This window comes from Adhaeretor mobilis (genome assembly GCF_007741515.1).
In the GTDB taxonomy this organism is placed as follows: domain Bacteria; phylum Planctomycetota; class Planctomycetia; order Pirellulales; family Lacipirellulaceae; genus Adhaeretor; species Adhaeretor mobilis.
In genome coordinates, this window is sequence record NZ_CP036263.1 from 1,295,268 (window position 1) to 1,308,232 (window position 12,965).

General features: G+C 55.3%; 7 protein-coding genes. All 7 read right to left on the reverse strand.

Features of this window, described 5'->3' with window-relative positions; all coding sequences use genetic code 11:
* Window positions 1-133 precede the first annotated feature (133 nt).
* The 7 genes from HG15A2_RS05120 to HG15A2_RS05150 all read right to left on the reverse strand — a co-directional run bounded on the left by HG15A2_RS05120 (window position 134) and on the right by HG15A2_RS05150 (window position 12,960).
* A complete protein-coding gene (locus HG15A2_RS05120) occupies window positions 134-1,798 on the reverse strand; it encodes a flotillin family protein (RefSeq protein ID WP_246117887.1) in 1,665 nt (554 codons plus the stop codon).
* Between the two features lie 113 nt (window positions 1,799-1,911).
* Window positions 1,912-2,604 (reverse strand): NfeD family protein, encoded by a 693-nt coding sequence (locus tag HG15A2_RS05125; RefSeq protein ID WP_145058479.1) that lies wholly within the window; start codon window positions 2,602-2,604, stop codon window positions 1,912-1,914.
* Window positions 2,605-2,885: 281 nt separating this feature from the next.
* Complete coding sequence (locus HG15A2_RS05130; RefSeq protein ID WP_145058481.1) at window positions 2,886-5,258, reverse strand: SHD1 domain-containing protein; 2,373 nt, start codon at window positions 5,256-5,258, stop codon at window positions 2,886-2,888.
* Between the two features lie 255 nt (window positions 5,259-5,513).
* On the reverse strand, window positions 5,514-8,705 hold the full coding sequence (locus HG15A2_RS05135) for a valine--tRNA ligase (protein ID WP_145058483.1): 3,192 nt from the start codon (window positions 8,703-8,705) through the stop codon (window positions 5,514-5,516).
* Window positions 8,706-8,900: 195 nt separating this feature from the next.
* Complete coding sequence (gene cimA / locus HG15A2_RS05140) at window positions 8,901-10,484, reverse strand: citramalate synthase (RefSeq protein WP_145058485.1); 1,584 nt, start codon at window positions 10,482-10,484, stop codon at window positions 8,901-8,903.
* A gap of 632 nt (window positions 10,485-11,116) precedes the next feature.
* Window positions 11,117-11,272: a hypothetical protein gene (locus tag HG15A2_RS23800; protein ID WP_218932335.1), complete on the reverse strand. Its 156-nt coding sequence runs from the start codon at window positions 11,270-11,272 to the stop codon at window positions 11,117-11,119.
* A gap of 68 nt (window positions 11,273-11,340) precedes the next feature.
* Entirely contained in the window at window positions 11,341-12,960 is a 1,620-nt protein-coding gene (locus HG15A2_RS05150) for a DUF7453 family protein (protein WP_449186644.1), read from the reverse strand.
* Between the last annotated feature and the right edge of the window lie 5 nt (window positions 12,961-12,965).

Sequence of the window (12,965 nt, forward strand, 5' to 3'; positions counted from 1 at the left end):
AGAGCCCACAAACATGTCATTCCGACAGCCGTCTCCGCGGCGGAGGAATCCGGCTTGAATTAGGTTTTGCCGAAGCCCAAGCCGGATTCCTCAGTCGTTCGACTCCTATCGGAATGACATTGTGGGGAACCGACTAGACTTCTTGCACAGGGTTCTCGCTCCCCGGTACTTCCGAAGCGGGCGATCCATTGCTGTCCGCTTTTAGCACGCGATCGCTGGTAGCGGGCGACTCTTCGCCGGCCAGCTTGGCGAGACTTTCAGGAATCTCGATCCCGCCGATGTCTTTCATGACTTGCATCATTGGGGGCAACGTGCCGGCCATTTTGTTCAGGAAGTCGCCGGTATTGCTGCGGCCGTCCTTGCCGCCATTTTCCCACACGACCACCTTATCGAACTTGATATTGCTGATTGCCTTCGCGCTGCTCTCAGCCAAGCTGTCGAGATGCTCGAGCATCATCAACTGGAACGCTTCCTTGGCACCACCACACGCTTCGACGATTTGCTTGAGGCCTTCGCCCTTCTTAGCGAGGATTTCGTACTGGCCGCGGGCTTCCGCTTCCAGCTTAGCGTAGATTGCCTTCGCTTGGCCCTCTGCCTCTAATTGGCGTTTACCGGCTTCGGCTTCCGCATCGACAAGAATTTTAGCTCTTAAAGCCTTCGCCGGTGCTTCCACCTTCGCACGTTGCTCCGCTTCGATACGCTCTGCGTCCGCCAAAGCGGCCTTGGCCATCGCACGGTTTTGGATTTCGATAACCGACGCTTCCGCTTCACGTTTACGAGCTTCACCCTTCTCGTAGGCTTCGGCACGCTCGACAAGTAGGGTGGCTTGCGAAGCGGCAATTCTGGCTTCGGCTATGTTTTCGCCGTCGACCGCTTTCGCATTGGCATCGGCTACAGAAATACGCATCGCCTGCTCGGCCTCTTTGACCTGCATTTCACGCTGGAAGGCGGCCTGTTGCTCACCAACGATTTGTTCCTTTTCGAGCTCCGCGATTCGAACCGCTTGCTCTCGGGAAGCTAGTCGTGTGCCGATTTCTCGAGTTCTGGTGGCATTGGCCACTTCAACGACGCGCTCACGTTCGGCTTCCGCAACGCGAATTTCACCCATCCGCTCTTGGTCGGCCACATCACCGCGGGCCTGCTGAATCGCTTGCGAGGCAGCCTTCTGCCCGATGGCGTCGATGTAGCCGCTCTCGTCGGTAATATCCGTGATGTTCACGTTGATCAGCACCAGGCCAATCTTCGTGAGCTCCACTTCCACCGAGCTTTGAATGTGCTGCAGGAACGCGTCGCGGTCGCGGTTGATATCCTCAATGCCCATCGAAGCGACCACTTGTCGCAATTGACCGAAGATGATTTCCTCAGCCTGCTGACGAATCTCCTGAGTGGATAGATCCAGCAATCGAATAGCTGCGTTGGTCATTACGTCCGGCTGCGTGCCAATTGCAACAGTAAACACACTGGGCACATTCACACGAATGTTCTCAATCGACAGAGCACCCCGCAGCGGAATTTCGATCTGAATCGGTTCCAAGCTCAGGTAGCGATAGTCCTGGATCAACGGCCAGATAAATGCGGCACCACCGTGGACAGTCTTTGCAGCCTGCCCTTTGGTCGTCTTACCGAAGATCACTAGCACTTGGTTGCTGGAGCAACGTTTGTAGTTCTTGACGAGCAAGATTACGAACGAAAGCAGCAGGATTGCCGTGGCGACAATAATTCCAACGACGAGAACAGGCGTGGGAATTCCGAAAAAGTCGGCTAGCAGTAGCGAATTCATTTGGATAGGGAGGTTCATTGTGCAATCTCTCCAAGTAAGAGTGATCTGTAGGGTCCGCTGTGCGGACCATTATTGGTAGAGTATTGGTCCGCACAGCGGACCCTACTTGTCGTCTCGAAGTGACATCCAAGTCAAACAGCAGCCATGCTCTCAGCACGGCGAACTTCCAGAGTGTCGCCACTCGTGACGGCAACCACTACGACCGCTTCGCCGGTTTTCAGTGGGTCGTCTTCGGCGGTAACTGCCTTGAACTCCACAATCCGGTTTTGCATGGATAACTGTACCTTACCCATACCGCCCTGGGCGGCCGGAATTGGCACATAAACCGTGGCCGCTTGGCCTATGGCGTTGGTGATGTCCTCGTTGCCTGAGCTATCGAGCTTCGTGATCGACTGCATCAGGTAATAAGTGCCATACATGGCGGCAAAACCGCCCGCCAGTGCGATGAGAACGGAAGGTGCGTTGCCAATCTCAGCCGAACGCGCCGCGGCGCCGGTCATGCCGAAAAAAGCGATTGCAGCGACCATCGTCCGGAACGATACGATCTTAAACATGCCCGAGCTATCAGGATGCGAGACATCCGGATCGTCGGCCTCAGACCAGTGACTTTGGTGGTCGCCCTCTACGCCGTCTCCAGAGGCAACATCACCGCCGTCTGCACCGCCAATGTCGCCGCTGACATCACCATCGAAGTCTGCGTCGGCAGAGAAGTCGCCCGCCCCATCCACTTCGTCCCCCGCCAAACCCATCACAGTCAGCGCAAACTGGCAAAGCATGACAGTTCCGCCCACAAGAGCAGTGATCAGAAAGATGGTATCAAGCATGGTAGGCAATCCTCAAAGGCCGAGCGGAATTAGGAAAGACACTCCAGTGAACAACGTCCAAGGCAAATTCTACCCCAGAATTCGCCCGTTGCTTGCGAGTAATTCGCCGCAAGAATCGAGATATTGCGAGAATTCTGTGGGATTTGCGACCAATACGCAGGGGGAATGCTCCCCGGAGAGAAGATGTTTGGGTCCCGAGGAAGGTTTGAAGCTGAGTACCGCTTCGGGGTAACTTATTCGCCACGCTTGCTGAATTGACGACGTGCCGACTCACTTACCCATTACCGGATCCCGCTCGAAGTAATCTCCGATTGCCGCTGCTCCATCTTCTCCGCCGGGAGGATGCGACTGGGGATGCCGGTGCCGAAGTACCCGGCTGAGGGTTCCATGGCCCGGGCTACGGCTTGTTGGGTGCTTTCCCCTTTATTCATGTGCAGCATATGCGGGGGACCTTGGGTGCGTTTGCGTGTCCAGACGGTCTTGCCGTCGATTTGTAATTCCAGCGTGTAGATCCGCTCCGGCACAGACACTTTATCTGGCGCGCCCCGACGAAAGCCGAACTCCTGGTACTGCATCTCGCGCTGCTCGCCCGTCTCCGCGCGAACGACGAGTACTGCTGGCGCGTTCTCTGCGATCACGTAGCCGGCAGCTTCCAAATGCGTGGTGAGACTTTTCTTCGCTTCGTCGAGAATGCTCTTGCCGCCGCGTGCGAGATTGCTCATGAGCTCGAATTCCAGTGCGATCGCGTCGCCCGAGCGAAGGACCACTTCTGAGTCGGAAATGCTCTTCACCCCGGCATGTGGCAAACGCAGCGGCAGCAGCACGCGCGCACCCCCTGAATCGAGCAAGTACCAATTGATGCCCGCGGCACTGGTAGTCTTGTTTGCGTTGTGTTTGTAATTCCAGATGACCATTTGGCTGGGCACATGCACCAAGCTCGATCCGCCCACCAGCAGGTGTTCAGAGTCGGCCCACGAGATCGTGCTTCCGCTGCTAGGCAGGTAGAGCGTATCGAACAACTCGCCTGTCTCTAGGTTGATGAGATCGACTTGGCTGCCGTCGGTGCCTGCGAGCAGCTTGCCGGACGGATCGAAGGCGATGGCTTGGTGCCTGCGGCCCTGTGGGAGGGCGACCTGCTGCAAGGGTTCGCCCGTGGCGGCATCCAGGACATTGATTGCTTTGGAATCGGCCAGCGCCAATTGCTTCATCCCGGGGCTCACCACCCCGCAACTCAGGCCGTTGAGCTCCAACGTGTAGATGGCCTGTGCCGTTTCAACGTCCCAGATAGTGATATTCTTCATGCCGACGGTTGCGAGCCGGGAGTCGCCAAGCCATGTGAGCCCTTTGACATCTTTGAAGAACGCGTCCTTAAAGGGTTTCCAACTCAGGGAATGTTGCAGTCCGTTGGGGCCGACGTTGTAGATGTCCAAAGTCTCGCTATCGTGATGGGCTTTGCCACTGGTGGCAGCAATGCGGAGCCCGGACGGCGATATCGCTGCCGACTTCAGGCCCTTGGGTACGTCATCAATTTGCCGTACTTTGCCCGTCGTGAGATCGCATAGTTCCAGGCGTGACTCCTCCGAGCTGGGATCCGCACCACCCGAGTGGGCCAGCAGAGCAAACCTGCCGTTGGGTGAAATGGCGAAACTCTCCAGGTCTTCAAAGAAGCCCCGCTTCGGGCCTACGCGAAGCGCACGCAATCGTGTCTTGGTGGCTACCAAAGGATCAGGAGTGAACGCTCCCGGTGAGTGTGTGCCGAGCATGACTTGCTCAACACCTGAATAGTCGGCGCCTGAGAGTGCGTTCCCGCTGGCACCCCGGGCGACCGCGTTGGGGTTTGCCTTGATCATCCGGATCTTTCCACTGCGAATGAATACTCGATCTGTGTCCGATTCGCCATCGAATAGTATCGTCAGCAAACGATCATCCACTCCTGTGACGGTGCCCCGTTTGATCTCGCCGAAGGAGGTCGCCTCGACGATGTCGCCGGGTAGGTAAACCCCCTCCTCGCGCTTGGGGGCGCCGCTTCCATAGGTGCTATCGATCGACGCATCGCCGAACGGATCGTTTGGGTCGGAACTGTTGGGCGCAATACCACTGGCCAGACGTTTGGCTGCCTCCTGATCTTTCTCACTCAGCTTATTGAGGGGCAACAATAGCACCTTGCCATCTTCGCGACGCAAACGCACCTTGTCGTCGACCAACTCCATGAACGTCGCCTCGATATTGTGCTTGCCCGTGGCATCGGTCCAGGTGCGACGTTTGGGTTTGTCCGCTTTCGCTGCGTTGCCTGTGCTGTGGGAAAAGCTGCGCTCGATGATTGTATTGCCATCGCGCGTTCGCTCGCTGTAGTTAAACGTGCTGCCATTGCCGCGGCCTTTATCACTGGAGTTTGTCCCGCCGCCAGAGCTTCCACTAGCCTGTCCCTTCACGATGTCGCGAATATGCCGCTGATCGTCCTTGCTGAGTTTCGCCAGAGGTATGGTAATGACTTTACCGTCGGGCTTCTTGAGTTTCGCGTTTCCGCCAGTCGCCTCGACAAACTCCGCCTCGATCTTGTGTTTGCCACTCTTGTCGCTCCACGTGCGAGCGTGGGACGAGGAGGCAAACAAGAGCAGGCAGCAGAGAACGGAGAAGAGATGAAACGAGCGCATGAGAATCTCAGAGCTTGAAGAGAAGGCGAATAAGCGACCCCTACAGGATAACCGCTCACTAGGGGCCAAATCAAGAATTAGCTGCCGAGCTTGCTCGGTGATGGTCCTTGCTGCGATTTTCAAACCATATTTCTCAACAACCACAAAGAGCACAAAGAACACGAAGAGAAATCTAGCTAAAAAAACGCTATGTGGAACCAATGTTTTTTTTTGTGACCTTTGCGTCCTTCGTGGTAAAAGGGTTGGTTTCTTGGACTACAGTTTCGCCAACGAACTCTCGACCGCGGCCAATTGCTGTTCCACTTCGGCCAGCTTTTCACGCTGCTGCTGGACCACATCGGCTGGGGCGCGGCTTACGAAGTTCTCGTTATTGAGCTTGCCGGAGAGGCTACTCACGAACTTCGCCAGTTTGTCTCGTTCGCCTGAAAGTCGCACTTTCTCCGCTTCGACATCGATGAACGCACTGACGTCCACGTAAACCTGAACGCCTGCCTGCTTGTCAGAGAGGGCGACACTGGCGGAAGTTTCCGGTGGAGTGGCACCTGGGCCAAGTTCAGTAGAAGTCGCGCGGGCCATCTGTACGAAGTAAGGTTGCATCGACTGTAAGCGAGCGGCACGCTCTGCATCGCACTTCACGCTGAATTCAATCGCTTCCTTCTGCGGCACATTTTGCCGCGTGCGAATTTCGCGAATGGCTCCCAGCACTGCTTGAAAGTCAGAAAACTGCTCTTCGATTTTCGTATCGATCCGCGCGGTGTCAGCTTCGGGCCAACTCGCCACACAAACGCTTTCGGAAGTTTCTTGCGCTAGATCACTATCTGTCAGTCCCCGCGTCGGAGCTACTTCACCCAGCAGCTGCCAAACCTCCTCGGTCACAAAAGGAATCATTGGGTGCAGCAATCGCAGCAGCGAATCAAGCACGTACGCCAACACGCGCTGCGCCACAGGCCGTTGCTCAGGCACGCTGAATCGCGCCTTGGTCATTTCCAGGTAGAAGCTGCAGAACTCGTCCCAGGCAAAGTCGTACAACGCCCGTGCCGCATCGGCAAAGCGGTAGGCTGCTAGGTGGTTATCCACTTGTTGCGTCACCGTTGCTAGGCGCGAGAGCAACCAGCGATCTTCCAACAGCAACTGATCGTCTGGAACTGAAGCAGACGTATACTTGCCGAGCTCCTCATCGCCGAGGTTAATCAGTGCGAAACGCGAAGCATTCCACAGCTTGTTGCAGAAGTTGCGGCCCAGCTCGAACCGCTCGCTGGTAACCGCCCCACGCTTATGAGCCTTCTCTTCGTCCGTTTGCGCCCATTGGGTGCTAAACGGCTTCTTGCATTTCTCGCATTCAACGACCGGCAGGGTGCGGTTCTTCTTGGTTTGCTTAAAGTTCCCCTGGCAGTGCGGGCACTCAAACTCCACCGGCATCCGCACGTCCTGCGTTTCGGTCGTGAGGTACGCAATACCAAACCGTAGTGCATCGGCCCCAAACTTCTCGATGACATCCAACGGGTCGACGCCATTGCCCTTGGATTTGGACATCGTCTCCCCGTAGCCATCCAGCACCTTCGGGTGGATATACACCTCAGGGAACGGCACTCCGCCCCCCTCTTCGTTATTTGGATTCAGGTATTCACCCATCAACACCATCCGCGCTACCCACAGCGTGATAATGTCGCGCGACGTGCTCAGCGTGCTTGTGGGATAGAACGCTTTAAGGGCATCGGTGTCATCCGGCCAACCGAGCGTAGAGAAGGGCCAGAGAGCGCTGGAGAACCAAGTGTCGAGGACGTCTTCTTCTTGGACGAAGCCAAGTTTTTTGGCAGCTTCTTCCCCTAAGGGATTCGGTTCCCGCAAGCAAAGGTACGCGACCCCATTAGCGCCATCAGGATCATGGCTCATTGTGAACTCCGTGCCATCACCGCTTCCGATCGCATCATCGACCTGACCAACTTTGGCAACAATTGCATCTCTTGCATCTATGCCGGCAAAACTCTTTGACCAAACTGGAACCCGATGCCCCCACCACAGTTGCCGCCCGATGGGCCAGTCGCGTTTCTCGCTGAGCCAGTCGAGATAACTCTTGCCATAACGTTCGGGGATGATTTTCACTTTGCCATCGCTGACGGCATCCATGGCGGACTGCGCTAGCTCGTCCATTTTCACGAACCACTGGTCCGCCAAGTACGGTTCGATGGGCGTCTTGCTTCTATCGCTGTGGGCGAGGTCGATTTCTCGGTCTTCAACGTCGGTCTCTGGGTCGTGGAAGCCTCCTTCGGCAAGTGCTTCTAGGACGGCAGCTCGAGCCTTTCTCATCGTCAGCCCCTGGAATGGCCCCGGCACGGAGCTAGCCAAAGTACCATCAGCGTTCATGATGTTGAGCGTGCCGATGTGCTCGTTGCGTTGCCATACTTCGTAGTCGTTCGCATCGTGCGCTGGCGTGATTTTCACGCAGCCAGAGCCAAGTTCTGGCTTCGCCCACACGTCGGTAATCAAGGGAATTTCACGATCCGTCAGTGGCAATTTCAACTTCACGCCACGCTGGGCCATGTCGCGCAGGGTTTCGAGTTCAGGCAGCTTGTTCTTGCGACGCTCGGCGATTGCTTCGATTTGGGCTTCAATCGCTGGTTTGTCTTTATCATTGGCTGCTGCGAGCTTTTCTTTGAGTTCTGCTTCCACCTTGTCGAGCTGCTTGGCCGGATCGGGATGCACCGCGACTGCCGTATCGCCGAGCATCGTCTCGGGACGCGTCGTCGCAATAGTGACATGCGTCGGCTCGCCCGGTTTCGGATCAACCACAGGATAACGAAAATGCCAGAAGTGGCCTTTGATCTGGGTGTGATAAACCTCGTCGTCGCTCACCGCCGTTTGCAGGAACGGGTCCCAGTTCACCAGACGTTTGCCACGATAAATTTTGCCATCAGCAAACAGCTTGAAAAACGTTTCGCGCACGGCACGGGCGCACTGGTCGTCGAGCGTAAACCGCGTGCGCGACCAATCGCAACTGGCGCCCAGTTGCTTGAGCTGCCCAAGAATGCGTTTCTCGTACTGCTCTTTCCACTTCCAAATACGATCAACTAGCCCCTCACGCCCCAGATCGTGCCGCGTGAGCGGTTCTCCTTTTTCATTCTTCTCCTCTTCCGCCAGTCGCCGCTCCACAACCGCCTGCGTGGCGATGCCCGCGTGATCGGTGCCCGGTTGCCAAAGCACTTCAAACCCCTGCATGCGTTTTCGCCGCACGAGAATGTCTTGCAAGGTGTTGTTGAGGGCATGCCCCAGATGCAACGCCCCGGTCACGTTGGGGGGCGGGATGACTACCGAGAAAGGCTGCTTCTCGCCGGAGAGTACCTTCTGCGGATCGGCCTGGAAGTATTCTTGCTTTTCCCAATAGGCGTACCACTTCTCTTGAGCGGCGCTATGGTCGTACTGCGAGGGGAGTGCTTGAAAGTCAGTCATTGTGGGTTGTTGGCTATTGGGCGCTAGTTGTTTTACTTTGGAAGTTTCTTGTTCAAACGGGAAATAGCCTCTGTCGGCAGGATTTCGAGTGATTGGCGAGGGGTTGGGAGGTAACCGTTGCAGGCCGTGCAAACCACACGGCGACCAAGGTCGACGGTTAACGTAATTTTCCCCGAGGCTCTCGACCCTAGTCTCTCAACTCTCACTCCTGCAAAGCTTGTACTCAAGCGAATCCACCAGCGCCATCCAGCTGGCTTCGATCACGTTCTCGTGAACGCCCACGGTGCCCCAGGACTCGATTTCGTCGCGGCTTTCGATCACCACGCGCACGCTGGCGGCGGTGGCGGCTTCGCTGTTGATGACGCGCACTTTGTAATCGACTAAGTGCATCTTTGCTAGCTCGGGGAAGTGCCCTGCTAAGGCTTTTCGCAATGCTCCGTCCAAGGCGTTCACCGGGCCATCGCCCTCGGCCACTTCATGGCGGACTTCCTCGCCTACTTGCAGCTTGACGGTTGCTTCAGTGATTGGCGTGCCATCGGGTAAGCGATCGACATCGATGTGGTACTTGATTAGCTCGAAGTGCGGTTGGAACGTGCCGGCCAGCTTCTTGAGTAAGATTTCGAACGACGCCTCGGCCGCTTCGAACTGGTAGCCTTGATTCTCCAACTCAACGACTTCCTTGAGCACGCGGCCCATGAGGTCTTTGTCTTTATCGAGTTCTAGTTTCGTCGCGAGAGCCAGGATGTTGGAGCGGCCGGACAGTTCGCTGACCAGGATGCGACGCTCGTTGCCCACCTCAGTCGGGTCGATGTGCTCGTAGCTGTGTGCTGCCTTGGCAACGGCATGAACGTGCATGCCGCCTTTGTGGGCGAAAGCACTTTGCCCCACGAACGGTTGCCCGTTGCGAGGCAGCATATTGGCGATTTCATACACGTAACGCGACAGCTCCGTGAGGCGTTCGGCGCCCCCTCCGGAATTGGAACCGTCGCCTCCAAGCACTTGATAGCCTTGTTTCTTGAGAGCCAGATTCGCGACGACGGAAATTAAGTCTGCGTTGCCACATCGCTCGCCCAAGCCGTTGATTGTGCCTTGTACGTGCGTAGCGCCGGCATCGATCGCTGAGAGCGAATTCGCTACAGCCAGTTCGCTATCGTTATGCGTGTGAATACCCAGTGGGATGTCTACCGCTGAGGAAGCTTCCTTGGTGATTTGGGCGATTTCCTCGGGCAGGCTGCCACCGTTGGTGTCGCACATCACAATGATCGACGCACCCGCTTCGGCTGCCGCTTTGATCGTTTGCGGCGCGTAATCGGCATTCGCTTTCCAGCCGTCGAAGAAGTGCTCAGCATCGTAGATGACTTCTTTGCCCTCACTGACGAAGAACTCAACCGTATCGCGGATCATGGCGAGGTTTTCTTCCAGCGATACTCCAAGGACTTCTTTCGCATGAAAGTCGGACGTTTTGCCAACGATCGTGACGACTGGTGTTTCCGCTTTGATCAGGGCGATCATGCCAGGATCGTCCTTCGCTACTACGCCTTTCCGGCGTGTCATGCCGAATGCGCAAAGCTTCGCGTTATTCTCCAACGGCTTCTCGTGCAGGCGTTGAAAAAACTCCGCATCCTTGGGGTTTGAGAGCGGGTAGCCCCCTTCGATGAAATCGAACCCGAGTTTGTCGAGCTTTCGCGCGATAAGCACCTTGTCTTCGAGCGAAAAGCTCACCCCCTCGCCCTGGGCACCATCGCGAAGTGTCGTATCGTAGATTTGGATAGTTTTCATAGGTGGAGCAAAAGTTGGAGAACTGGTTGGTCACCTGACTCGTCATTCCGGCCGAGCTTTAGCGACCGAGAAATCAGGATAGGAGTTCTATTCGGTGTGCAAAGCGAACTAGAGTCCAAGCCAGATTCCTCAGTCGTTCGACTCTTTTCGGAATGACATTCATCCGGGCGATCTACTGTTTTAGTTGGAAAAGCTCTGGAATTGAAGGCGAGCCACCAAGATAGCCGCTCGCGGCTTAGCGGGCCCTGCCAGAAAGGAACCCCGGAAGAGCCCACAGGTTCGCTGGGAAGGCCAACCAACAGTAGATCAGTGCTCTACCTGTCGATTACACGCAAGTCCCAGAATTGGGTAGCACCGACGCTTTCTCCTCATTTTGCTTGGCCACCTCGCAAAGAGTGCAAGGGAGAGGTGTCGGTGTGCGCAGCACAAGAGGTCTTCCGCCTAATGAATGCCACCATTCTAAGCCTCTTGTCGCAAGCGACCCCGACACATTTCCGACAGAGCGATAGAAGCAGCAAAGCTTATTGCGGAAGAAGTGTCGGGGCTACCCAACCCAAAGGCATGGGAATTAGGGACTCATGTGCAACTGACAGCCTCCGATGGCCGAGCTACTTAATCAATCCTCCCCAAACTTAATCCCCTGCGCCAGCGGCATCGCGGTGCCGTAGTTGATCGTCGCCGTGGAGCGGCGCATGTACTGCTTCCAGTAACTTATTGAGATATGCGCGACGAAAGCGACGTGCTAGCAACTTAGGCTCTGTGATTGCAGGCCTTTTAAGAATGAGCATGTAAACTTCAGTGCGCAGGTATCAATAGATAAGAGGCACACCGTTAAGACTTAGTTACTCAGAGGAGTCTAATTCAGAAGTAAGCGGCTCCGTCGTGAAATTACAACAGGAATCGCAAGAATAGCCAGGATTGCAGTATACGGTTCGGGAACGCCTGCTTTAAGCGACCACAGTGCGATGCCCTCTCGGCCATCTGCAAGTTGAAAGGCAAAAGTAACCTGCCCCTGGTTGTTCAAACTTACGTGAGAGTTGTCACTGAGAGCGAGGGTACTACCCATGAAAGGATCGCCCTCGCGCGCGATTGTTACCTGACCCAAGTCGTCGTCGTAAAAATAGATACCCCTATCGTTCACGTTACTTGGAAAAGTATCTCGTAAAGAGGCTTGGAAAACTGCTTGGCCATTGTCGTTGAAGTCGAAACCGCCAAAAAACCGGAATGCACCGTTGCCTTCAGGCACGCTCTGTCCATCAATTGCAACGGTAGTCAGGCCCGTTTCGTCTCCCTTGAAGATGCCTGCCAATGCCGTGGGAGAGTCCAGGGTTGCAGAAAAGCCGATCTCTCCTGCGTTATTGAAGACTGTTTTACCGAAGCTGTAGAATCGTACACTACCAGCTGGACCGAGGAAAATTTGCTGTGATCGGGCTATTTCAGTGTTAGTCGTGCCATCATTCAGAATAAGTCGGTTATCAGAAAAGTGCCCTACCATATTGTTGGGGTAGCCGGCAATAAACGCCGTTTGACCGAGGTCGTTTACCACAGGTCGGGTAACGTTTTCGAAATTCTCAGAACCACCAGGAGCAGATTGTCCCCCTCGAACGATTTGAGTCAACCCTACCTCATGACCACCGCGGTAGATCGCAAGCTGATCGTTAGGGGTACTAATCGTGTCCAGATGCCTTGCAGTAAATACTACATTGCCAGCATTGTCTAAAACTGGCGTACTGAGCGTAGAGAGAGTCCCATTTCCATCGGGGGCAGCTTGGCCTGATCTTGCGATTTGCCTCAGTATGCCACTCTCGCCACGAAAGATTGCCATGCCGTCTGAAGACGACGAGCTTGAGTCCGTGATATCCGTCAGAATCACTGATTGACCAGCGTCGTTGAAAAGTGGCGCTTGTAGGTCACTGATAATTCCATCACCACCAGGAGCGGCTTGGCCTTTTCGAGCTATGGGAGCTAGGCTTTCTCCATCCCAAAAATAGGCTCCTTGGTTGTCGGTTGCTCCACCGTCGGTTGTCGACAAGCTGGCACCAAACGCGATCTCACCGTTGGTATTCAAAGTGAAATCGGCTGGAAAAAAGGTTGAAGTAGAAAAGCCAAATCTTTCATACTGACCATTGCTCTCGGGAACAGCATCACCCTTGCGAGCGGCCAACTTGAGTTGTGCGCCATCAATGAGGAACAATCCTAAGTCATCGACAGGGCCTCCACTGGTGCCTACCATCTGGGCCATGAAAGCTACTTGTCCAGCCTCGTTGATTTGAGGCTTGTAAAAAGTCGCGTGATGCGTGGCCGATCCAAAAGTACCGTTCCCATCGGGGGAAGCTTCACCTGACATTATCAATATATTGAGGCTCGGTTCGGCACGAGCAATCGTTATCAAGGCCAACCAAAACCCAATGGACAGAACAAATGATTTACAATGAGAGTTCGCTGCTCTGTTTCGAATAGCGTAGTAAAATTTCATTCTGG

Excerpts from the sequence above, each read along its gene's own strand:
- HG15A2_RS05120 (WP_246117887.1), bottom strand. The coding sequence starts at position 1,798 with ATGAACCTCCCTATCCAAATGAATTCGCTACTGCTAGCCGACTTTTTC.
- HG15A2_RS05125 (WP_145058479.1), bottom strand. The coding sequence starts at position 2,604 with ATGCTTGATACCATCTTTCTGATCACTGCTCTTGTGGGCGGAACTGTC.
- HG15A2_RS05130 (WP_145058481.1), bottom strand. The coding sequence starts at position 5,258 with ATGCGCTCGTTTCATCTCTTCTCCGTTCTCTGCTGCCTGCTCTTGTTT.
- HG15A2_RS05135 (WP_145058483.1), bottom strand. The coding sequence starts at position 8,705 with ATGACTGACTTTCAAGCACTCCCCTCGCAGTACGACCATAGCGCCGCT.
- cimA (WP_145058485.1), bottom strand. The coding sequence starts at position 10,484 with ATGAAAACTATCCAAATCTACGATACGACACTTCGCGATGGTGCCCAG.
- HG15A2_RS23800 (WP_218932335.1), bottom strand. The coding sequence starts at position 11,272 with ATGCTCATTCTTAAAAGGCCTGCAATCACAGAGCCTAAGTTGCTAGCA.
- HG15A2_RS05150 (WP_449186644.1), bottom strand. The coding sequence starts at position 12,960 with ATGAAATTTTACTACGCTATTCGAAACAGAGCAGCGAACTCTCATTGT.